This is a genomic window from Herpetosiphonaceae bacterium (assembly GCA_036374795.1).
GTDB lineage: Bacteria > Chloroflexota > Chloroflexia > Chloroflexales > Kallotenuaceae > LB3-1.
The window spans coordinates 39,468-62,288 of the sequence record DASUTC010000037.1 but is presented as its reverse complement, the minus strand read 5'-3'; the positions used below and the strand labels follow the sequence as shown (position 1 = coordinate 62,288).

At 62.3% G+C, this 22,821-nt stretch carries 22 protein-coding genes; 18 read left to right on the top strand and 4 right to left on the bottom strand.

Going from position 1 to position 22,821, the window contains the following annotated elements; all coding sequences use genetic code 11:
- Positions 1 to 180 precede the first annotated feature (180 nt).
- The 7 genes from VFZ66_02360 to VFZ66_02330 all read left to right on the top strand — a co-directional run bounded on the left by VFZ66_02360 (position 181) and on the right by VFZ66_02330 (position 7,778).
- Positions 181 to 1,467 (top strand): CpaF family protein, encoded by a 1,287-nt coding sequence (locus tag VFZ66_02360; GenBank protein ID HEX6287999.1) that lies wholly within the window; start codon positions 181 to 183, stop codon positions 1,465 to 1,467.
- 29 nt (positions 1,468 to 1,496) lie between these two features.
- A complete protein-coding gene (locus VFZ66_02355) occupies positions 1,497 to 2,477 on the top strand; it encodes a type II secretion system F family protein (protein ID HEX6287998.1) in 981 nt (326 codons plus the stop codon).
- Between the two features lie 14 nt (positions 2,478 to 2,491).
- On the top strand, positions 2,492 to 3,412 hold the full coding sequence (locus VFZ66_02350) for a type II secretion system F family protein (protein HEX6287997.1): 921 nt from the start codon (positions 2,492 to 2,494) through the stop codon (positions 3,410 to 3,412).
- 2 nt (positions 3,413 to 3,414) lie between these two features.
- Positions 3,415 to 3,768 carry a DUF192 domain-containing protein gene (locus VFZ66_02345; GenBank protein HEX6287996.1) on the top strand — a complete coding sequence of 118 codons (354 nt, stop codon included), beginning with the start codon at positions 3,415 to 3,417 and terminating at the stop codon, positions 3,766 to 3,768.
- 231 nt (positions 3,769 to 3,999) lie between these two features.
- A complete protein-coding gene (locus VFZ66_02340; protein HEX6287995.1) occupies positions 4,000 to 5,910 on the top strand; it encodes a VanW family protein in 1,911 nt (636 codons plus the stop codon).
- Positions 5,911 to 5,925: 15 nt separating this feature from the next.
- Positions 5,926 to 7,173, top strand: a complete 1,248-nt coding sequence (locus VFZ66_02335) for an AI-2E family transporter (protein ID HEX6287994.1) — start codon at positions 5,926 to 5,928, stop codon at positions 7,171 to 7,173.
- Positions 7,174 to 7,337: 164 nt separating this feature from the next.
- Positions 7,338 to 7,778: an HD domain-containing protein gene (locus VFZ66_02330; protein ID HEX6287993.1), complete on the top strand. Its 441-nt coding sequence runs from the start codon at positions 7,338 to 7,340 to the stop codon at positions 7,776 to 7,778.
- Positions 7,779 to 7,914: 136 nt separating this feature from the next.
- Here VFZ66_02330 and VFZ66_02325 read toward each other — a convergent pair whose 3' ends face one another.
- On the bottom strand, positions 7,915 to 8,163 hold the full coding sequence (locus tag VFZ66_02325) for a hypothetical protein (GenBank protein HEX6287992.1): 249 nt from the start codon (positions 8,161 to 8,163) through the stop codon (positions 7,915 to 7,917).
- A gap of 135 nt (positions 8,164 to 8,298) precedes the next feature.
- Positions 8,299 to 9,567: a DUF2207 domain-containing protein gene (locus VFZ66_02320; GenBank protein HEX6287991.1), complete on the bottom strand. Its 1,269-nt coding sequence runs from the start codon at positions 9,565 to 9,567 to the stop codon at positions 8,299 to 8,301.
- A 282-nt stretch (positions 9,568 to 9,849) separates the two neighbouring features.
- Here VFZ66_02320 and hppD point away from each other — a divergent pair, with 282 nt between their 5' ends.
- The 7 genes from hppD (at position 9,850) to VFZ66_02285 (ending at position 16,961) form a co-directional block, all read left to right on the top strand.
- Positions 9,850 to 10,971 (top strand): 4-hydroxyphenylpyruvate dioxygenase, encoded by a 1,122-nt coding sequence (gene hppD, locus VFZ66_02315; protein HEX6287990.1) that lies wholly within the window; start codon positions 9,850 to 9,852, stop codon positions 10,969 to 10,971.
- Between the two features lie 75 nt (positions 10,972 to 11,046).
- The gene (locus VFZ66_02310; protein ID HEX6287989.1) at positions 11,047 to 12,369 is read left to right on the top strand and encodes a 5'-deoxyadenosine deaminase; all 1,323 of its coding nucleotides are present in this window, start codon (positions 11,047 to 11,049) and stop codon (positions 12,367 to 12,369) included.
- Positions 12,370 to 12,393: 24 nt separating this feature from the next.
- Positions 12,394 to 13,440, top strand: a complete 1,047-nt coding sequence (locus tag VFZ66_02305; GenBank protein ID HEX6287988.1) for a fumarylacetoacetate hydrolase family protein — start codon at positions 12,394 to 12,396, stop codon at positions 13,438 to 13,440.
- 225 nt (positions 13,441 to 13,665) lie between these two features.
- Positions 13,666 to 14,661, top strand: coding sequence for an SDR family oxidoreductase (locus tag VFZ66_02300; GenBank protein ID HEX6287987.1), 996 nt, complete (start codon positions 13,666 to 13,668; stop codon positions 14,659 to 14,661).
- Positions 14,662 to 14,754: 93 nt separating this feature from the next.
- Entirely contained in the window at positions 14,755 to 15,183 is a 429-nt protein-coding gene (locus VFZ66_02295) for a hypothetical protein (protein ID HEX6287986.1), read from the top strand.
- 93 nt (positions 15,184 to 15,276) lie between these two features.
- Positions 15,277 to 15,537, top strand: coding sequence for a UPF0175 family protein (locus VFZ66_02290; protein ID HEX6287985.1), 261 nt, complete (start codon positions 15,277 to 15,279; stop codon positions 15,535 to 15,537).
- A 230-nt stretch (positions 15,538 to 15,767) separates the two neighbouring features.
- The gene (locus VFZ66_02285) at positions 15,768 to 16,961 is read left to right on the top strand and encodes a homogentisate 1,2-dioxygenase (GenBank protein ID HEX6287984.1); all 1,194 of its coding nucleotides are present in this window, start codon (positions 15,768 to 15,770) and stop codon (positions 16,959 to 16,961) included.
- Positions 16,962 to 17,041: 80 nt separating this feature from the next.
- On the opposite strand, the gene VFZ66_02280 is transcribed toward VFZ66_02285, so the two are convergent.
- Entirely contained in the window at positions 17,042 to 17,539 is a 498-nt protein-coding gene (locus tag VFZ66_02280; GenBank protein HEX6287983.1) for a zinc ribbon domain-containing protein, read from the bottom strand.
- Positions 17,540 to 17,641: 102 nt separating this feature from the next.
- Between VFZ66_02280 and VFZ66_02275 the strand changes: the two genes are divergently transcribed.
- The 4 genes from VFZ66_02275 (at position 17,642) to VFZ66_02260 (ending at position 21,124) form a co-directional block, all read left to right on the top strand.
- On the top strand, positions 17,642 to 18,259 hold the full coding sequence (locus VFZ66_02275) for a flavin reductase family protein (GenBank protein HEX6287982.1): 618 nt from the start codon (positions 17,642 to 17,644) through the stop codon (positions 18,257 to 18,259).
- Between the two features lie 10 nt (positions 18,260 to 18,269).
- On the top strand, positions 18,270 to 19,241 hold the full coding sequence (locus tag VFZ66_02270; GenBank protein ID HEX6287981.1) for a C39 family peptidase: 972 nt from the start codon (positions 18,270 to 18,272) through the stop codon (positions 19,239 to 19,241).
- A 78-nt stretch (positions 19,242 to 19,319) separates the two neighbouring features.
- Positions 19,320 to 19,946: a CYTH domain-containing protein gene (locus VFZ66_02265; protein HEX6287980.1), complete on the top strand. Its 627-nt coding sequence runs from the start codon at positions 19,320 to 19,322 to the stop codon at positions 19,944 to 19,946.
- 38 nt (positions 19,947 to 19,984) lie between these two features.
- A complete protein-coding gene (locus tag VFZ66_02260) occupies positions 19,985 to 21,124 on the top strand; it encodes a CHAD domain-containing protein (protein ID HEX6287979.1) in 1,140 nt (379 codons plus the stop codon).
- A 154-nt stretch (positions 21,125 to 21,278) separates the two neighbouring features.
- Here the strand turns inward: VFZ66_02260 and VFZ66_02255 are convergent, their stop codons facing one another.
- Positions 21,279 to 22,817 (bottom strand): Ppx/GppA phosphatase family protein, encoded by a 1,539-nt coding sequence (locus VFZ66_02255; protein HEX6287978.1) that lies wholly within the window; start codon positions 22,815 to 22,817, stop codon positions 21,279 to 21,281.
- Positions 22,818 to 22,821 lie beyond the last annotated feature (4 nt).

Sequence of the window (22,821 nt, the reverse complement as noted above, 5' to 3'; positions counted from 1 at the left end):
GACGCACTCGAAACTTGAAACGTGAAACTCGAAACTAGCTACAGCCTGACGAGGTAACGCATGTCGTTGTTAAAGCGAATCGGCGAACCAGGAGCGAGTGGCACAAACAGCGCACCATCAGCTACGCCCGCACAGCGCCCAAGTTCTCCCCCACCTGGACGCCCCGGCGCGGCAACAGCGGTGCGCGAGCCTGATCAGACCAAGACCGCCGAGATCCGCCGCAAAGTTCAGGAGCGGCTGATCGAAACGATGGACCCACGGATCGATACCAATAATGTCGCCGTGATCCAGCGCCAGGTCGACGAGATTCTGACGAGCGTGCTGGACGGCGAGGGCATGGTGATCGGACGGACGGAGCGCGCGCGGCTGCTGGAAGTGATCATGCATGATATTACCGGCCTTGGCCCGCTCGAAGATTTGCTGGCCGAGGCGGATATTAGCGAAATTATGGTGAACGGCCCGCAGCAGATCTATGTCGAGCGCAAAGGCAAGCTCCAGAAAGTCGCGACGACGTTTCTCAACGACGAGCACGCGATGCGGATCATCGACCGGATTATCGCGCCGCTTGGCCGACGTGTCGACGAGTCTTCGCCGATGGTCGACGCGCGGCTCAAAGACGGCTCGCGTGTCAACGTGATTATTCGCCCGATCTCGCTGCTCGGCCCGGTGATCACGATCCGTAAGTTTGCCAAGGAGCGCATCACCGTCGAGGATATGATCCGCTACGGGACGATCACGCGCGAGATGGCCGATCTGCTCAATGCCTGTATCAAGGCGCGCCTGAATGTGGTGGTGGCGGGCGGTACCGGCTCCGGCAAGACGACGACGCTAAACATTTTGTCGGGCTTCATCCCCGACGACGAGCGGATCGTGACGGTTGAAAACGCCGCCGAGCTGCAACTGCGGCAAGATCACGTCGTTACGCTCGAATCGCGGCCCGCATCGGTTGAGGGCACCGGCGAGGTGACGATGATGGATCTGATCATCAACTCGCTGCGTATGCGTCCCGACCGCGTGATCGTCGGCGAGTGCCGTGGCGGCGAGACGCTGGCGATGTTGCAGGCGATGAATACAGGCCACGACGGCTCGCTGACCACGCTGCACGCCAACACGCCCCGCGATGCGATGTCGCGTATCGAGACAATGTGCCTGATGGCGGGTATGGACCTGCCGATCCGCGCGATCCGCGAGCAGACGGCCTCGGCGGTCGATCTGATCGTCCAGCAGGCGCGGCTCAAGGACGGCTCGCGCAAAATCATCAACATCACCGAAGTCGTGGGCATGGAAGGCGACACGGTCCAGCTTCAAGATATTTTCGTCTTTGAGCAAACCGGCGTCGATGAGCGCGGCAAAATCGTTGGACGCCTGCGGCCTACCGGTGTTCGTCCGCGCTTCGTCGAAAAGTTCGAGGCATACGGCATCTATCTGCCGCCGGGTATCTTCGGCACTAACGATCGCTTTATGTAGAGCCGGTATCACAACGTCCAGGAAACGCCATGAATTCAATGCTACTTATTCTGATTGTCTTTGCAGTTGTCGGCGCGCTCGTGCTCTTTCTGATCGTGCGGCTGATGGGACAATCAGCGCCCAACGTCGATCAGCGGCTGGCCCAATTCGCGGGCGGTGACGTCTCGGAGCAGGCCGCGCCTGACCTGCGGGCACGGGTTGACGCGGCTGTCACCAAAACCGAGCGCGGATCGCGGATCGCCCGCGACCTTGCTCGCGCCGATCTCAAGCTGACCGCAGGCGAGTTCGTCATGCTCAAGGTCGGCGGCGCGGGCTTCATGGCGCTGGTCGCCGCGTGGATCACAAGCCAGTTGCTGGGCTACTGGACCTTGTCCGGCAGCATCGGCGGCCTGGTCTTTGGCGCGGTGCTCGGCTCGTTCCTCCCCGACATCTATGTCAAGTCGCGGGCGAAGAGTCGTATCCGCAAGTTCAACAGCGCGCTGGCCGATACCACCGCGATGCTCGCCAGCTCGCTGCGCTCAGGCTACTCGCTGCTCCAATCGATGGATCTGGTATCGAAAGAAGGCTCAGGGCCGGTCGCCAGCGAGTTCCGGCGCGTCGTCCAGGAGGTGGGCCTTGGCATGACCACCGAGACGGCGCTGGCGAACCTGCTGCGCCGCGTGCCGAGCGACGACCTCGACCTGATGATCACGGCGATCAATATTCAACACGAGGTCGGCGGCAACCTGGCGCAGATCCTCGAAAGTATCGCGCATACCATCCGCGAGCGGGTGCGCATCAAAGGCGAGATTCGCACGCTGACCGCGCAAGGCCGTATTTCGGGCTACGTGATCACCGCGCTGCCGGTCGGCCTGGCAATTTTCCTCTCGATGATCAACCCAGGCTATATGGCTCCGATGTTTACTTTCGGCCTGCCGCCGAAAGCCTGGTGCTGCCTGCCGGTGACATCGGGCGCGATGATCGTCATGGGCTACTTCGCGATCATGAAGATCGTCGATATTGATATCTAGCGAGGAGCATGATCATGACTATGCTCATTTTTGGCGGGCTGCTGCTCTTTGGCGTGATGATCGTCGTGATCGGCCTCGCCCAAAGCCGTCAGTCCGCAACGATCGAAGGCCGTCTATCGACCTTTACCGAGGTGCCGAAGACGCTGGAGGAGATGGAGCTGGAGCTGCCCTTCAGCGAGCGCGTGCTACGACCGCTGATGCAGCAGATGCTGACCAGCTTCGGCAAGGCCTCGCCCAGCAAAAACGCGGCGAAGATCAAGCGCAATCTTGAGATGGCGGGCAACCCCGGCAACCTGACGCCGACGATGTTCGTCGGTGTGCGCATGTCAGTCGGCCTGATCGGCTTGCTGATTGGCTTATACATGACCTCGATGATGGGCCTGCCGATCCTCAATCGTCTGCTCTTCTCGATCGGTGCCGCCGCGATCGGCTATGTCTTCCCCGGCATCTGGCTCGACCGCAAGATTCGCGCGCGCAAATACAACATCCTCAAGTCGATGCCCGACGCGCTGGACCTGCTGACGATCAGCGTGGAGGCCGGTCTTGGCTTCGATCTAGCGCTTGGGCGCGTGGCCGATAAGTGGGACAACGAGCTGGCGAAAGAGTTTCAGCGCGTGCTGTCGGATACCCGCCTGGGCACGCCGCGCCGCGATGCGATGAAGATGATGTCGGAGCGCTGCGGCGTCGAAGACCTGACCAACTTCGTCCAGGCGATCATTCAGGCCGAGCAACTGGGCGTGAGCATCGGCAAGATCCTCAAGGTTCAATCGGAGCAAATGCGCGTGCGACGGCGGCAGCGCGCGGAAGAGCTGGCACATCAGGCTCCGATCAAGATGCTCTTCCCGATGGCGTTTCTGATCTTTCCGTCGATTCTTGTCACCATTCTGGGACCGGCGATCCCGCGTCTGCTTGGTAATCCGGTCTTCGGCGGGTAGGCATGAGCCGCATCGTCAACACTACCCGTGGAACCGTGCTTGCCAGCCGCGCAGAGTGGGCGCGATCGTTTTGGGCGCGGCTGCGCGGTCTGATGTTCCGCTCCAGCCTGCCGGATGGCGGCGGTCTAATCATCGAGCCGAACAGCAGCGTCCATACCTTCTGGATGCGCTTTCCGATCGATGTCGTCTTCGTGGACCGTCAGAACCGTGTGGTCGGCCTGACCCCGGCGATGCCGCCCAACCGACCATACGCTGGCGCGCGGCGGGCACGATCCACGATCGAGCTGCCCGCAGGCGTAATCGCCGCCACCAACACGCAGATCGGCGATACGATCGCATTCGAGAACGGCGGCTGAGGTCCGTGAGGCCGGGGCGGGTGGCCCCAATCACTCCCTACCGTGGGCCTATGCGGCAGTTCCCATTCCCGAAAAGGCTCCTTGATCACGCAATAAACACATATTAGCGAACTCACAGCATGGAATGCGCGACAGACAGAACCGAAACCAGCGGTTCTGTTCGCATTTAACCGATTGACACACGTTCTGGCCTTGCCTATACTGCAACAGTCAAGAAAGTTAAGTGTGCGCATGGAGACACATTCGATCAACCCAATAACATCCTCCGGCGTCGTGACAGTCGAGCAGCTTCTCACTGCCGGTTATACCGCGCTTGCCGTCGGCGACTACGCCCGCGCCGAGCGGCTCTTCCGCCGCGCAGTGCAGGTTAACGCACGCTCCGCCGAGGCGTGGCGCGCCCTGGCCGACACCCAGACCGGAGCGCGTCATGGGATGTGCTTACGCTGGGTAGAATATGTTGAAGGCACACGACGGCAGGCTCAGCCGACACCGCAGCCGGTACCGCCGGCCCTGCCGACGGTGGTGCCACGGCAGGGCCGGTATCAGGCACGGCTGGTCGGCGTTGTCGGGGCGACGACGCTCGCGCTGCTGCTGCTTGGCAGCGACATTGCCTATCGTGAGCGCGTGCTCCCCGGCGTCCACATCGGGCCGATCAGCGTCGGCAACCTCCAACCGGCAGCGGTCGAGCGCGCTATTCGACAACACCAGCAGCGCACCGCAGAGCAGCTCGTCGAAGTGCGCGCGGGCGGGCGGAGCTGGCACATACCGATGCGCGCGCTGCTCCGCGATCGGAGTGCCGAGCTGGCGCGAGCCGCAATCGCGTATGGACACGATCCCGCGTTCTGGACACGCGCCACAACACGAGCGCGCGCCTTCCTGGGGCAGGAGTACATCGTCAGCGCCCCCCCGCTCGACGAGGACGCGATTGAAGCATTTGTTGCCGTGATTGCCGACCAGATCACGCGCGAGCGGCGCGACGCGCAGGTGCTCCGCACGGAGCAGGGCTGGATCGTCGTGCCGGAGCAGGTCGGACAGTCGATCGATCAGATACAGCTCGCGGCACAAGTCGCCGATCTGCTCAAAGCCAGCGCGTGGCAAGCGCAGGCCACGCCGCAGCCTTTGATCGCCGCGATGGTATACCAGCCGCCGACGCGCACCGCAGCGCAGCTTGAGCCGCTACGACAGCGCTTGCAAGACCTTGCGGCACAGCCGTTAGAAATACAGCTTGGCGAGCAGCGCTGGACCATGGATCGATCCATGCTAATGGATCGTACGACGGTTATCGATCCGGCGGCGCTCAAGCCGGACCCGGCGCTGATCACGCAGCAGCTTGAGCCGATCGCCAGCCAGATTGCGGTCGCGCCGCAGGCTTCGTATCTTGAGCGCCAGGCAGAGCGCGTGCGCACGATCGTGCCGGGCAACGTCGGGCGCGAACTCGATCGAGAGGCCGCGATCCAGACGATCATCGCCGCGCTTGAGGCGCACGCGCCGCAGGTTCGTTTGCCGGTCCGCGAGATTCAGCCTCCACCGGGCGAGGCGGAGCAGCTTGGGCTGCTCGCCGAGCTAGGCCGGGGCGAGTCGCAATTCGTGACGTACTCCTCGCCGGAGCGCGATGCCAACGTCGCCGCCGGAGGAAACGATATCGATGGCGTGCTGATCGCGCCGGGTGAGGTCTTCTCGTTCACGCAGACGGTGGGCGCGATCACCTGGGAGAAAGGCTATCGCTGGGGGGAGATGATCGAGGCGGGCGTGATGGTTCCTTCGCTGGGCGGCGGCATTTGCCAGGTTTCGACGACAGTCTTTCGCGCGGCGTTCTGGAGCGGCCTGGAGATCGTCGAGCGCCATCATCACACGTGGCGTCTGCCCTGGTACGAGGTCGACGCGCCGCCGGGGATGGATGCGACGATCGCGCTGGGCGGGCCTGATCTCAAGATCCGCAACAATACACAGCATCACATCTTGCTTAAAGTTGAAACGGATCTGGTAACGAAACGCCAGACGGTGGTTATCTACGGCACGCCGGATGGTCGTAAAGTTGAGATGCAGCTGCTCGATAACGGCAACATTGGCGTGCATCGGCACGTCATAAACGGCAGCCAAACAGTGGGCGAAGATACCTTCGTCAGCTATTACAGCCGATAGGGAAGGAGCACGCCGGTGGAGGAGCGCCGGAACGATCTGTTCACCAGGCCCGGAGATCGCCCGCCGCAATCCGATATCGCCTGGCCGACGCTTCTGCGCACGATCGGGCGCTGGGCGCTGGTGCTGGGAACGCTCTGGCTGATCGGCTGGATCTTGATGCGCGCGGGCGCGACGCTGACGCCGTTTATTATCGGCCTGGTCCTGGCCTACCTGCTGCTGCCGATCGTCAAGAGGCTCGATCGATATATGCCGCGCTGGGCCTCGATCACGTCGGTCTACCTGGTGGGCCTGATCCTTTTTGAGCTGCTGCTGGTCTTCGTGTTGCCGCCAGCGATCGACCAGATTCAGCAATTCGGCAGGAATATTCCTGTCTGGTTTGAGCAAAGCAACCAGTTCGTCAGCGATCGGATTGCCGACTTTCAGCGCACCGCTCCCGAAGAAGTGCAGCAGCAGGTCAATCAGCAGGTAAAGAACATCCAGACCACGCTTCAGCGTAACGCCACGACCTACGCGCAGCGCGTCGGCGGATTTATCCTCGACAGCATCGTCGGCGTGTTCGCGACGATCAGCTTCTTGCTTGGCTTCTTAATCATCCCGTTCTTCCTGTTCTATATTTTATTAGACACCAACAAGCTGCCAAAAGCGATCGATACGTTACTTCATCCCAGGATTCGCGCCGACTTCTGGAATATATGGCGTATTATTGATGGCGTTTTCGGTCGCTACATTCGCGGCCAGATCACCCTGGGAATAATCATCGCGATCACGTCATTCATCGGGCTGAATCTACTCAACCTATTCGGCTTCAACATCCGGTACACCGTCCTCCTGGCGATCATTGCGGGCATCGGCGAGCTTATTCCAGTCGTCGGGCCGATTATCAGCGCGATCCCTGCGATTCTGGTAGGTATCGGCGGTGGATGGTCGACTGTTGCCGCCGTGGTGGTCCTCTATGTGCTGATCCAGCAGCTTGAGAATCAGATCCTGGTGCCACGGATCGTCGGCAACACGCTGCGGCTGCACGCGGCGATTCTGATGGCCCTGCTGGTGCTCGCCGCCGCTGTTGGCGGCCTGGGCCTGGTGATTTTATCAGCGCCGCTGGCCGCGATCGGGCGGGATGTGTTTATCTATCTCCATCGCCGGTTGCGGGAGCCGCCGCAGCCGCCGAATCTGGCAATTGCCGATCTGATGCCGGAGGAAGAATCAGCGGAGCCGGTACAACAGTCACGTACGACAGTGTCTCAGGGGGTGGAACAGTCCTAAGGATAAGCGGGACTGTAGGTTAATTGACGGTCGTCGATCACGTCGATATAATGACGTTACATAAAACCGGTCGCCACGCTGCGTTGGAGGGCGTCATTTAGATGATCTATAGCCTCATTACGGACCTACTTGATCACCCCAAGGTCGTCGAAACACAACAGCACATGCACCATTCGATCTCCAAGCACGATCACCTGGCGCGCACAGCACGTATTTCGTACAAGCTAGCCCAGATTATGCGCGCGGATGTGCGAATTTGTGTTCGTGCGGCGATGATCCACGATATTGACTCACGGCTTGGGACGCTGACCACGCACGGTCGGATTGCGGCGGAGTGGGCGGCATCGCAGGGTGAGTGCGACGCCGTTTGCCACGCGATCGAGACGCATATGTACCCGTTTGGGCCAAAGCCGCGCACGCGGGAAGCCTGGGTTGTCTCGCTGGCAGACAAAGCGGCCTCGATCACGGACCTGACGGTGATGCTGGGCGGCATGGTTACGGGCCACACCTGGCATCGGCGGCGGAGATTGCAGGCGACCGATCCGCATTTTGTGGCACGACGGCACCGCCGACATCAGCGCCGCCGCTTTGCGCGAACCTCGTAGTCCAGGCGCATCCCATCCGATCGCTCGTCTCCGGCCTGCGCTGATGCAGGCCGTTTGATTTGCCGGGGCAAGGTGCAGAGTCCAACAGAAGAGCCGACCATGATGGTCGGCCAGCGTGGGTAGAGACGGCCAGCGGCTAGTGGCGGCGGAAATGATCGAGGAGCGAGCTACCCGGCTGAAGCTTGTGGAGCAGCATCAAGATATATTCTTCGCGACCGGGATGCTTATCGATGCGAAGATCGTAGCGATCGTTGCTGTACACCGGCCCCCAGTCGTTGCGTTGATCCTGTGACGACGGAAACAGCTCAAGCTCCTTCGCTTTTGCCTCCAGGGCGGCGTGCAGCTCTTGAGGTGTGCGCGCTTTGTCGATCTCTTCGCGCTTCATGCGGCGCAGCCTCGATAGAATCGTATACATACGGCCCAAGTGTAGCATCGGCAAGCGGCAGCGTCAATGCACGCCGCCTAGCAATCCGTCCTTAGCTGATTCCACCACATGGAGCAGCGAACACTAGCAGGCTGCTCAGTCGAAGCTGCCGCCGCCGGAGCCGCCACTGGAGTCACCGCCACCGCCACCACCGGAGTCACCGCCGCCACCCCAGGACGAGCCGCCGCCACCCATATCGCCCCATGAGCTACCACCGCCGCTTGAGCTGCCCCAGGACGAGCCGCCGCCACTGCTATCACCCCAGGACGAGCCGCCGCCGCTGCTATCACCCCAGGACGAGCCGCCGCCCCCGGAGCCGCTGTCGAAGGGCGTGTTGTCAAACGGCGAGGGTGAGTGGTGATCGTGGGGCTGGCTGGGCGGCATGATAATAATCGGCGGAACGCCAAAGCCGCCGCCCCAGCCGCCATATCGTCGGCCACGCCGCCAGCCACGGCGGGTATAGGGCGTGCCAAACGGATCTTGATCGTAGGTCGGCTGCGTGGTTGGGTAGCCATGCACCCGGCGCGAACGCACTGAGGCGCGAATGATCGAGAAGGCGATGAACAAGAACAACAGCATGAACAGGCAGAACACAGCGCCGCCGATGCCTAGACCTGTTGTAACACCCGGCGCTGGCACACCATTGGACGGCACGCCATTGGACGGCACACTGGCGGGGGGCTGGCGTGGGCTCTCCGCCGAGCGAAATTGGGCCGACGACGTGAGCAGCGCGCGCGGAAACGCGGCTTGAACGCCGAGCTGCTGGCCCTGAATAGGCTGTGTCAGCTCCCAGCGCACGCTATCGCTTGTCGAGGTCTGGCGAACGGGCACGCCGCTGGTATCAACCTTGAGCTGATTAGCGCCGACAGTGCCAGGAAAGCGCAGCACAACGCTGCCATTCCTGATCTCCGGCGCACTCGATCCGCTCCAGAAGAAGTTCCAGTCGAAGACCGCCTGGTTGTTGTCGGCGACCAGCGAGCGGCTAATCGTATATTGAATGGTGATGGTGTGGCGTTGAGCGTCGGGATCGCGGAAGTTGACCCGAATATTCGCCTGGCTGCCGTCGTCGCTGCCGGAGTACGTGCCGGGGTCGCGACCATCACGGCGCTGATAGAGCTGGCCGTCCTCGGACACCCGAATGTTTGTCACCCGACCGAAGTTGCCGGTTTCAAAGGTGCGGTTCATACCCCTGGCAGGGCCGCGATCGACCACCAGCACCTGCTGCTCTCGGATCTGAACGTTCCCATCCTGCTGAATTTCGACAATATTGTCGTACTGTTGCCAGTGAAGCTGCGGAGCCGTTTGGGCTAGCGCTGTGGCAGGCAGTACCAGCAACATCCACACCAGTAACCAACGATAACGCATAGCCATAACATCCTTTATACTGCTCGCTTGCTAGTACGCTGCCCAGCAGAGGCATGTTGCATACCAGCAGCATGGCTGGTGCCAAGAACACCCTTGTGGCTGAGTAGTGAGTCGCAGGTATCTGCTACAATATAGCACGTATCGAAGATATGGCAGCTTGACGATACCAGGCCCCCCGCCCCGTTAGTAATAGCGTGTCGTCTAGGATGAGCGCGGTACAGGTCTTGCGGAAATCTCCTCAGGACATGTACATCTCAGTGTACAAGGAGGTGCACAATGGTGATGACTGAGCGCGAACTCTCTCGCAGTTCGGAACAGGATTTTCTACCCCTCAAAGGAATTGATTATGTCGAGTTCTATGTAGGCAATGCGCGGCAGGCGGCGCATTTCTACCGGCTAGCCTTTGGCTTCAAGCCGATCGCCTACGCGGGGCTGGAAACCGGTGTCAGGGATCGCACATCCTATGTGATGCAGCAGCGGAATATTCGGCTGGTCTTGACGGGCGCGCTTGGCCCCGACAGCCCGATCGCCGAGCATGTCAAAGAGCACGGCGACGGCGTTAAGGATATTGCCTTTACGGTGGACGATGCCGCAGCGGCGTTTGAGGAAACGGTCAAGCGCGGCGCGCGGCCCGTGATGGAGCCGACGGTCTTTGAAGGACAGAAAGGCCGGATCATCAAGTCGACGATCGCCGCCTATGGCGATACTGTTCACTCATTCATTCAGCGCGACGAGTATCACGGCACGTTCTTTCCCAAGTTCCACGCCATCAAAAATCCACCGCCCGCGACGCCAACCGGGCTGGCCGCGATCGACCATATCGTCGGCAACGTAGAGCTGGGAAAAATGAACGATTGGGTTGAGTTTTACAATCAGGTACTCGGCTTCCACCAGCTCCAGGCGTTCACCGACGACGACATCTCAACCGAGTACAGCGCGCTGATGTCGAAGGTTGTAGAAAATGGCGAGGGCCGGATCAAATTCCCGATCAACGAGCCCGCCGAGGGCAAGAAGAAATCGCAGATCGACGAGTACCTGCAATACTATCGCGGGCCTGGCGCGCAGCACCTCGCGCTGATCACCGGCGATATTATTGAGACGGTTCGGGCGCTGCGGGCAAATGGTGTCGATTTCCTGCGCACCCCCGACACCTACTACGAGATGCTGTCCGATCGTGTCGGCAAGATCGACGAGGACATCAACATCCTGCGCGAGCTTAACATCCTGGTCGATCGTGATGACGAGGGCTACCTGCTGCAAATCTTCACCCGACCGCTCCAAGATCGCCCGACGGTCTTCTTCGAGATCATCCAGCGCAAGGGCGCTCGTGGCTTTGGCGCTGGCAACTTCAAGGCGCTCTTCGAGGCCATCGAGCGAGAGCAAGCGTTGCGCGGGAATTTGTAACGCCTCGGCGCGGCGGGCGCTGCGGCGGCTCTTGCGGCAGCGCTCATCGCGTCTCAGAGAGAGTTGCAAGGACGTATGCGACGTACGCGGATTCGCAACCTCACGATCATCACCGTCGATGATACCAACACCATCACCCACGGCGATCTCGTGATCGCCGATGGTCGTTTTGAAGCTGTCGGCGGCAGCGATACCGGCGCGGTCGATCAAGAGCTTGACGGCAGCGGGCTGGTGGCAATCCCCGGCCTGATCCAGACGCATCTGCACCTGTGCCAGACCTTGTTTCGCTCGCTGGCCGACGATGTCGCGCTGCTCGACTGGCTTCAGCGCTACATCTGGCCGCTGGAAGCCGCGCACACCCCCGACACACTCTACGCCTCAGCGGCGCTCGGTATCGCCGAGCTGCTGAAAGGCGGCACGACCGCGATCCTCGATATGGCGACCGTGCGGCACACGGATGCGATCTTCGAGGCGTGCCGCGAGCTTGGCATCCGCGCGACGGTCGGCAAGGTGTTGATGGATCACGCGCGCTCGCCTGAGATCTTGCGCGAGCCGACCGCCACGGCGCTAGATGAGAGCGTTCAACTGCTGGAGCGCTGGCATGGCCGCGAGGATGGTCGGCTGCGGTACGCCTTCGCGCCGCGCTTCGCCGTCAGTTGCACCGACACACTGCTGCGCGAAGTTGCCCACCTAGCGCGGCGCTACAACGTACGTATCCACACCCACGCCTCCGAAAATCTCGAAGAGGTCGCGATCGTCGAGGCCGAGCATGGGCTGCGCAACATCGCCTATCTCGACCGCATCGGCGTCAGCGGCGCGCACGTCTGCATCGCGCACTGCGTCCACCTCGATCCTCACGAGATGACGCTGCTGGCGCGTACGGGCACCCATGTGCTGCACTGTCCCTCATCCAACTGTAAGCTCGCCAGCGGGATCGCGCCGATCCCTGAGTTGATCGCGCGGGGCGTCGCAGTATCGTTAGGCGCGGATGGCGCGGCGTGTAACAATAACCTGGACGCCTTTCAAGAGATGCGGCTGGCGGCGCTGATTCACAAGCCACGCTGCGGCCCGCAGGCAATGCCCGCCTCGGAGGTCTTGCGGCTGGCAACGCGCGGCGGCGCGGCGGCGCTTGGCCTCGCCGATCAGATCGGCTCGATCGAGATGGGCAAGCAGGCCGATGTCGTGCTGCTGGATCTGGACGGCGCGCACACGCAGCCAGCCGACGAGCATACGCTGATCTCACGAATCGTGTACGCTGCCCGCGCGGCTGACGTGCGGCATGTTTTTATCGGCGGGCGTCAGGTGGTGCGCGACCAAAAATTGCTAACAGGCGATGAAACGCGGATCGTCGCGCAGGCCAACCGGGCGCTCGATCAACTGACAGGACTGGTCGACTGAGGAACAGGAGATGCACACAGCAGCATGAAGCTAGTGACCTTCAAACAACCGGGCGATCTACCCTACGAGGCGCGCGCAGGCGTTTTGCTGCCCTTCGGCGTGGTCGATCTGCAAGCCGCAGCGCCGCTGGTCTTCGAGGATACCGAGCACGAGCGGATCGATATGCTGCGGGTGCTGACCGGCGACGACATCGGGATCAATCTCGACGGCGCTGCGGAGATCGTCAGCGCGGTGCTGGAGCAGCTTGGCGGTGCCGTGGACGTGGTGCGCGATGAAATCGATCCCAACGCGGTCGATCTGGCAGGCTCGATCTCGATCGGCGGACGCGACCTCCTGCTGCCGCGCTCGGAGGTCCGGCTGCTCGCGCCGCTGCCCCGACCGCGCTCAGTTCGTGATTTTTTCGCCTTTGAGCAGCATGTCACGACCGCCCGCAGGCAGCGCAACCAGCCGGTGCCGCCCGCCTGGTATCGCATGCCGGTCTTCTACTTTGCCAACCATCAGGCGATCATCGGCCCCGACGATCCCATGCCGCTGCCGCATACCGAGAAGCTGGACTATGAGCTAGAGGTGGCGTGTGTGATCGGACATGAGGGGCGCAACATCGATCCTGAGGACGCGCACGAGTACGTCGCGGGCTTTACGATCATGAACGACTGGAGCGCGCGCGACATCCAGGCCGAAGAGATGAGCGTTGGGCTTGGCCCGGCCAAAGGCAAGGATTTTGCTACCTCGCTCGGCCCGTATCTCGTCACGCTCGACGAGCTAGAGGATTACGCGACCGACAACGGCGAGCGCTGGCGGCTGGAGATGATCGCGCGGGTCAACGGGCGCGAGTACAGCCGGGGCAATCTCGCCGATATGCACTACACCTGGGGGCAGATCATATCGCACGCCAGCCGCGATGCCACCCTGTATCCCGGCGATGTGTTAGGATCAGGTACGGTCGGCGGCGGCTGCATCCTTGAGCTAACGCCGGAGGCGGTCGGCGGCTGGCTTGAGCCGGATGATGTCGTCGAACTGGAAGTGACCGGGCTGGGCATCCTCAAAAATCGAATCGTATACAGTCGCTAATGCAGCATCAAGGAACCTCTTTGGGAAACAGCGTCTACGATTCTGCGTTAGCAAGGGAAATGTCCGGGGAACTTCCGGGCTTAGAGGGCACCTGCCCTGGCCTTCAGGCGCGCTAAGGCTGCTACTACAAACTAATCCCCCCAGATTGCGCGACTGGTCATCCTGCTCGTAGGACGCTACCACGTATGCGGCTTTAGATCGAGCTGCATCGCAGGAGATAGCAACGTGAAATTACTGATCCTCGGTGGAACGGCCTTCCTCGGACGGGCGATCGTCAATGCGGCGCTGGAGCGCGGCCATGAATTAACGCTGTTCAATCGCGGGCAGCGCAATCCCGACCTGTTTACCGAGCTGGAGCAGCTGCGCGGCGATCGAGACGGCAATCTTGAGGCGCTGCGTGGCCGATCCTGGGACGTGGTGATCGATCCGTCGGGCTACCTGCCGCGCGTCGTGCGGGACTCGGCGGAGCTGCTGGCCGATGCCGTCGAGCACTACACCTTTATTTCCAGCATCTCGGTCTACGCCGATTTTAGCACCGTCGGCATGGACGAAACCGCGCCCGTGGGCATGCTGGAAGATACCAGCGTCGAAGAGATCACCGGAGAAACCTACGGCCCGCTGAAGGCGCTCTGCGAGCAGGCCGTGGAGCAGACACTACCCGGACGGTCGCTGATCATCCGCCCAGGGCTGATCGTCGGGCCGCACGATCCCACTGATCGCTTCACCTACTGGGTTGAGCGCGTGGCGCGCGGCGGCGATGTGCTCGCGCCGGGACGGCCTGAGATGCCGGTTCAGATCATCGACGTACGCGATCTGGCCGAGTGGACCGTGCAGATGGTCGAGGAGCGGCGCACCGGCACCTACCACGCCACCGGCCCCGACAGGCTGCTGACGATGGAGCAGATGCTTACAGCTTGCAAAGGCGTCAGCGGCAGCGACGCGCGATTTGTCTGGGTTGACGAGGAGTGTTTACAGGCGGCGGGCGCGGAGTCGTGGACCGAGGTGCCGCTGTGGATTCCCGAACAGCCGGAGATGCGCGGCTTCCTGGCGATGAGCATCGCCAAAGCGCGGGCGGCTGGCCTGAGCTTTCGCCCGCTCACAACGACGATCCGCGATACCCTGGATTGGAGCAGGACACGACCCACGGATGACGAGCGACGCGCCGGTCTGCGGCCTGAGCGTGAGCGCGAGATCCTTGAGCTGTGGAGCCAGCGGAGCTGATCGCGTCGCGCTGTCGTGGCTCAGCTATCCCACCGTTTGAACGCCGTACCCGGTACACCGATCCCTCCGATGGGACTAGAAAAGGATACGACGGTGTCAGATACAACGCTTCAGCCCGTCTTCCAGATCGACTACCTCGGACACACCGAGCTACACGACGTGTACCATGTCGTCATCTATCCTCCGCTGGCCTCTAGCGTGGAGGCGCAAGCTCAGTACAAGCAGCGGGTGCTTCAGGGCATCGCCCAGGCCAGAAGCCACGGGCGCAACATTTGGGTCGCCGTCGATCTCAGCCACATCACGACACCGCAGCTCGTGCAGGTAGCGTACCGCGTCGGCCTGCCGTTCATGCGCGAGCCGCTGACGATCAAGGTGTACGGCATCGAGGGCATCGTGATCAAGGACGCGGCGACCAAAAGCCTGGACTGGCTGATGCGGCATACCTTTAAGATCGAGTTCGTGGCGGATCGGATGGCGGCGCTGCCCCCCGGATTTGTGATCGAGGGCGAGGCAACGGCATAATCGCCATCCACCGACTGAGTTGCTGGTATCGTCTAAAACATAGACCAGGAATGACTTGCTCGTTTACGTGACAACCAAGGCAGGAGGACAGCGATGAGCACCATTACTGTTCAAGTAGATGAAGATTTAGCAGCGCTGTTGCATGCATCCAATCAACCTATTCAGCAGGCAGCGCGTGAATTGATGATTTTAGAATTGTATCGTCGCGGAACCGTCTCCAGCGGGAAAGCCGCCCAGATGCTTGGTATGGCGCGCTTTGAATTTATTCAACATGCGTCGCGATTAGGCATTGCCTTCTTTGATATGACCGAGGATGAGTGGGCAACTGAACGGGAACGTGCCGACTTGCTATGATGGCCGATATAGTTATCTCTAACACAAGTCCACTGATTAGCCTGGAACGGATTGGGCAACTACATGTGCTCCAGCACCTTTTCAACACGGCATAATACCCTGCACAGCGCGCACCGGGTTGCTGGTATAGCGTTTGATGGTGGTACGATAGATATGCAAGCGCGCAGGTGCCGTATCATGGCGCGTAACAGCGCGAGCAAACAGCATATTTCACTCGAAGGAGGCCAAAGATGCCCTTCTACCATCGTCTAGGGGAGATTCCGCATAAGCGGCATACCCAGTTTCGCAGGCCCGACGGCTCGCTCTTCAAAGAGCAGGTCATGGGCACCAAAGGGTTTAGCGGCGTCGAGTCGATCCTGTATCACCACCATGCCCCCACGGCAATCCTTGAGGTTGAGGATCTCGGCCCGGCGACGATCCTGTTTGAAGAAGAGGGCGCGCTGCGGCACCGCCACTTCCGAACGGCTGCCGTGCAGCCCGGCGGCGATCCGCTGACGGGCCGCCACTACATGCTCGCCAACCACGATGTACGTATCGCCGTGTGCAAGCCGACCCAGGAGCAGCGCTACTTCTACCGCAACGGCGAGGGCGACGAGGTGCTCTTCGTCCACGAGGGCGAGGGCATGCTCGAAACGATCTTTGGCAACCTGCCCTACCGGCGCGGCGATTACCTCTACCTTCCGATCGGCTGCACGTGGCGGATGCTGCCCAGCGGCGGCGAGACGCGCCTGCTGGTGATCGAGACGACCGGCGAGATCACCACGCCCCGGCGCTACCGTAACGAGCACGGCCAGTTGTTGGAGCACGCGCCCTTCTGCGAGCGCGACTTCCGGGTGCCGCTCCAGCTTGAGCCACACGACGAGCGCGGCGAGTTCGAGGTCCGTGTGCGCGCGCGCGGGCGGCTGACGAAGCATGTTCTGGCTCACCACCCGCTGGATGTCGTCGGCTGGGACGGCTACCTGTATCCCTACGCCTTCAACATCGAGGACTTCGAGCCGATCACGGGCCGCGTCCACCAGCCGCCGCCGGTCCATCAGACCTTCCAGGGACCGAACTTTGTGCTGTGCTCGTTCGTGCCCCGGCTCTTCGACTACCACCCGCAGGGCATACCGGCACCCTACAATCACTCCAACGTCGAGAGCGACGAAGTGCTGTACTACGTCGAGGGCAACTTCATGTCGCGCAAGGGCATCGAGGAGGCGTCGATCACGCTGCATCCGGCGGGCCTGCCGCACGGGCCGCATCCGGGCACTGCCGAGGCCAGCATCGGCAAGGAGAGGACCGAAGAGCTGGCGGTAATGGTCGATACCTTCAAGCCGCTCTACATCACGCAGGACGCGCTGAAGGTGGAAGATCCGGGCTATCCTTATAGCTGGACGCATGGCGGCAATCGCGAGCGCTGGCGAGCCGAGCAGACCGATTAGTCGCTGCATCACAACAGGTTAAAACAGCGTGAGACGGCCTGGTGCCGTCTCACGTCGTTTCGAGCGGTAGCGCGGCTGCCTCAGCAGAAGCCCCGGCGACCGTTGAACAGCGCCATCAGGCCGAGCAAGATCAAGATGCCGGGCCAGAACCAGCCCGTCGAGAAGAGCACGGCCAGGCCCAGGAAGAAGACTAGCCCTTGCAGCGCATTACGTGAGTGACCCCGCATACCCTCGTTGATGAACGCGGTCAGCCCGATCAGCACCAGAATGCCGGGCCAGAACCGGCCCGTCAAGAACAGAATGCCCAGGCCGATCAGAAAGACAGCGCCGCCGATCTCCTTGTTATGCGCCCACCTGCCGGGATAGCTGGCAGCGGCGGCCTGGGGTGCTGGCGCAGGTAGCGGCGCGGGCGCGGGCACCGTGTACACCGGAATCTGCTCCCCACCAAGGCGCGTTGTCGGCCCTGTTGCCGGAGCAACATCCTGAACGTCGGGCGCTGGCGGTACCAGCTGCGCGGAGCAGTAGATACAGTAGCGCGCATCCTCAGGATTGGTACGATTACACTTCGGGCAATTCATAGCTCAGTTCCTTTGAGCGGAAAGATCGTCGTAGATGATGCATAATGGTGACAACGACAATGATACGTTTGCCCGTAGATTAATGTTGCGCCAGGAGTCGTCATGCAGATCGATCCGGCTACGCTCTCGGAACGAGAGATCTATAAAATCATGATCGGCGCGGTCGTGCCCCGTCCGATCGCCTGGGTCGCATCGCTCAGCGCCGAGGGCAGGCCCAATCTCGCGCCGTTTTCCTACTTCAACGTTGCGTGTACCGATCCGCCGATGGTATTATTCTGTCCCCAGCGACGCGGCGACGGCTCGCCCAAAGATACGCTCCGCAACATCCAGGCGACCGGCGAGTTCGTGCTGCATATTGTGAGCGAAGATCTGGCCGAGACGATGAACCAGACATCGGCAGATTATCCGTCCGAGCTGGACGAGTTCGCGATGGTCGGGCTGCGCGCGCTGCCGGGCCAGCTTGTCGCGCCGCCGCGAGTGGCAGAGGCGGCGGTCGCCTTCGAGTGTCGCGTCGATCAGATCGTGCATGTCGGCAGCGCGCGCGGCGGCGAGGTGGTGATCGGGCGGGTGATGCTGATCCATCTGCGCGACGACGTGTATCAGAACGGCTACATCGTCCTCGACGCGCTCAAGCCGATCGCACGGCTAGCCGGAAACGATTACGCCCGTGTCACCGATACGTTTACGCTGCCGCGTCCGGTCTATCGGCCAGAAGAATAGGATCACACAGATGGATTGGCGAGTACGGAAACGTTGGAGCGCGACGCGAGCGCTGATCGCGCTGGGCACGCTTGGACTGGCCGGGTGTGGCGTCGCACCGCCCGCCGCTGAGCCAGTCGCTGTCGTCGAGCAGGGCATCCCCGTGCAGCTTCCGCCCGAAAGCACGGCGTTTGTGCCCAGCGCCACGCCGACGGTCGCAACGCCTACGGTTCTGCCCACTGCGACGCCCATCCCACCCACTGCGACGCCCATCCCACCCACTGCGACGCCCATTCCACCCACTGCGACGCCCATCCCACCCACTGCAACACCGATCCCACCCACCGCAGCGCCGATCGTGAAGGGCAGGCAGCGCTACACGGCCTACATCGAGGCGGCATCCAAGAACGGACAGCGGTATCAGTACTCGTGCGAGTTCGACGCCGCCTGGGTGGTGCTGGCGACCTACGGCATCGCGGCCAGCGTCGAAGAGATTATCGCGCAAACGCCGATGGACCGGCGGATCGAGCCGTGGTACGAGGAAAAAGATGGCGTCTGGATGATCCACGGCGGCGACATCGAGCAGGGGTATTCGGGCGACTACACCAAGAGCTTTTTAGCGCGCTCGACCGGCACAGCGATGATTCCGGTGTTTGCGCACTACGGCGTGCGCGCCACGCCCGTCAGCTCACGCGAGGCCGTGGAGTCGGCGCTCGATCGCGGCGAGCTGGTCTGGATCAAAACCACCGTCGATTTCAAAAAGTGGCGTCCGGCGCTCTGGGTCATGCCCGACGGTCGCACCCGGCACACCGTGCTGGGCAACGACCACGCAGTCGTGGTGATCGGCTACAACGAGCAGGGCGTGGCGATCCGCGACGTGCTCGGCCCAACCTCCAGCAACCGGCAGCGCCCAACCGAGTACCATGTGCCCTGGTCGACGTTTCTGGCCGCCTGGGGCGCGCAAGCCTACGACGGTCTGGCCCTGGCGCGGCCCGGCACGTAATGCGAACGAACAAGCGAACAAGGGCAGAAAACCTGGAATCTGGAACTCGAAACTTGGAACTTGGAACAGAGGCCCACAATGGAAATCGAAGCGAAATTTACGCTGACGGAGCCGGTTTCAGCCGAGCGCGTGGAGGCGCTTGACTGGGGGCAGTATCATCTAGGGGAGCGCCACACCGTCGATCAGCACGATACGTTCTTCGACACCGCCGACCGCGCGCTGATTCAGACCCGCCACGCGGTGCGGCTGCGCGCCGGGGGCGCAAGCGCCGTGGTGACGCTCAAAGGCCCGGCTACGATCGAGCAGGGCGTTCATGCCCGCGAAGAGTGGGAAGAGCCGACCACGGGCCATGATCCCGCCGCGTGGCCCGACGCGATCCGGCAGCGGCTTAGCGACCTGATCGGCGCGCAGCCGATCGCGCCGTTGCTGGCAGTGCAAAACCGGCGGCGGACCTGGGCGCTGCTGCGCGGCGATCAGCCGATCGGCGAGGTGGCGCTCGACGAGGGCGCGATCATTGCAGGCTCGGAGCAGGAGCCGATGCACGAGCTGGAGGTCGAACTCAAGGGCGGCACGCGCGACGATCTGGAAGCTGTGGGCAGGCTGATCCAGGCGCAGCTCCCGGCGCAGCCCGAAGATCGCTCGAAGTTTGCCCGTGGCGTGGCCCTCCTACAACAATCGCGCTCGACGCCCGAAGCACAGCAGTAGGCTTGATCGAACAACGCCCGCAAAGAGAGCGGAAGACTATGAGCAAGGCTAAATCACGCAAGATCGATCTTCCCACGCTGCCGGATCAGATCGCGGCGCTGGCCGATGTGGCCTCGTTCGCGGGAACGACCGAGCTGGCGCTGGCATCGCGGATGACGCTGGCGAAACACGCCTGCAAGCTGTACGAGCATCTGCCAGGCGTGCTGAGCGGCGACGATCCGCATGATGTTCACCAGATGCGCGTCGCAACTCGTCGGCTGCGCGCCAGCATGCAATCGACCGCAGTGGCGTATCAGCCGAAGATCGTCGCCGATCTGCGCAAACGTCTGCGCTCGCTGGCGCGCAGCCTGGGCGAAGTGCGCGACCACGACGTGATGCTGATCCGGCTACGGAGGGACGCGCCGCTGCTCACGGAGCGCGCGCGGAGCGAGGTCGACGCGGCGATCGAGCGGCTTGAGGCCGAGCGCGAGGCCGCCCACGCCGATCTGGTCGCCGAGCTCCAGCGCAAGCGCACCGCGCGCCTGCTGCGCGACCTCAACGATTTTCTGCTCTGTCCGCTGGAGGATATTCAGGCCAGCGGTGATGGATTGCCGCTGCTGGTGCGCCATCATGCCGGAAGCGCGATCTGGCACGAGTACGAGGCTGCCGAGCACTTTGAAACCGTGATGCCGCGCGCGTCCTCAGAGCGGCTGCACGAGCTGCGCATTGCCTGCAAGCATCTGCGCTACACGCTTGAGTTGTTCGAGCCCGCGCTGGGCACCGACGCCAGGAAGTTGATCAAGCTGGTCGAGGCGATGCAGGAGCATCTGGGCGAGATCCACGATGCCGATGTGGCGCTGGCCTACTTTGCGGTCGATGATCATCTCATCCACCAGGCAACAGACGGGCACGCCGACGCGCATACCGCCATACCAGCGGCGCAGCAGCCCACGCCAGACACGATGCAGCCATCCGAGGCGAAGTCGGCGCCGCCTGAGTCGGACGGATCGCTCGTAGCATCAGCCGCCGACACCGCCGACCCAGAGACGACCGAGCAGCCGTCCGCGTCCAGCGCTCGCTACACCGATCTGCGTCTGGCCGACCGAGCCAGGCTGGTTGAGGCTCTTGTGCCGATGTGGCAGGAGCTAAGCAGCCGCGAGACGCGGCGCAAGCTCGCCAAGCTGGTGGCGGGAATTTAAAGAACACGGGAGCAAAGGAACAAAGGGAAAACAAAGAACCAAGAACCGGGATGAGCTTCTCCCCTCTCCTATCCTGAAAGCCGCGCGGGAAAGGGAACCCGCGCGAGTAGGGCATGGCGCCCGGCGTGGTGAGGGCCTGAGCGCGAAACTCCGCCTACTTGATCACCAGATCGACGCCGAACGCCCTGCGGAAGAACCCCGCGCGGCGATTAGCATCCCAGATCTCGACCGTCGCGTCGCCGACCGTCTGGGCGATGATCTGGACGTTGCCGTCGACCACACAGCGCACATCGCTGACCACCTGCGATTTCGAGCGATCGAGATACTCGGCGATCCGCAGCAGCGCCGCCAGCCGCGCGACCCGCGTCTCGTCGTCCCCGGCCAGCACGCGCCGCAGCGCCGCGACATCGATCGCGCCCCTGCGGTGGTAGCGCGCCAGCAGCGCGATGATCGCAATCTCACGATGGTTGTAGCCCGGCATGACCGAGCTGAGAATGATATACGCCGAATGCTTGTGGTGCTCGTAGTAGTTCACCTCAACGCCGATGTCGTGGAGCGTCGCGGCGGCTGCGAGCAGCTCACGCTCCCAGGGACCATAGCCGTGAAGCGTCTGCAACTGATCGAACATTTGCAGCGCCAGCTCGCACACCTTGGCGACATGAATATGCTGGTAGTTGTAGGCCCGCGCTAAGTTTTCGACGGCGAACGCGCGCAGATTCGGAATGATCGCGGGCCGCAGACCCGGCAGAAATTGCTCGTAAAACACGCCCTCGCGCAGCCCCTCGCCGCCGACATGCAGCACATCGGCTTTGCAGTAGCGCATCATCTGGCGCAGCACCAGCGCTCCGGCCAGGATCACATCGGCACGCTCGTCGTTCAGACCCGGCAGATCCTCGCGCTCTTTGATCGTCCGCTTGCGCAGCTCATCGCAGATCTCCTCGACACGCTCGCGGGTAAGCTGGTACGCATGCAGCCGATCCAGCGGATAATCCTGCGTCTTTTGATCGATGTTGGCGATATTGCGGATCGTGCCGCCCATGCCGACCAACTGCATCGACGGGCTGAGCTTGAACCAGTCGAGCGACCGCAAGATCGAGTCGAGATGCTCTTCCAGGGCACGAACCTCGCTTTTGGAAGACGGATCGGAGCGCAAAAAGCGCTCGGTCATGCGTACCGCACCGATCGGCGCGCTCGTGGCGCGTACAAAGCCCCGGCCACGCACCAGGCTAACCTGCGCCGAGCCGCCGCCGATGTCGATAATAAAGCCGTCGCGCACCGGCAGGCTATTCAGCACGCCCAGGTAGCCGTAGTACGCCTCTTCCTCGCCGCTCACCACCCGAAAATCGATCCCAGTCTCCCTGGCGATCCGATGCAGCACATCGGCTTGATTGACGGCATCGCGCACGGCGCTGGTGGCGATGCCGATCACCCGTGGCACGTCCGTCGCCCTGGTGAACGAGGCGAACATCTTCACCGCCTTCAGCGCGCGCTCGATCGGTGCGGCCTGGAGCGTATTGCTGCTGCCCGCGCCTTCGATCAGCCGAACCGTCTCTTTCAGCTCGTCGATCAGCTTGTAGGCGTAGTGCGGCTGATACTCCATCACAATCAGCCGTGTCGTATTCGAGCCAAGGTCGATCACGCCGACGCGCTGTGGCATAACCGAAAGACCTGTTTCGGCGCTGCGATGCTGCATGGGT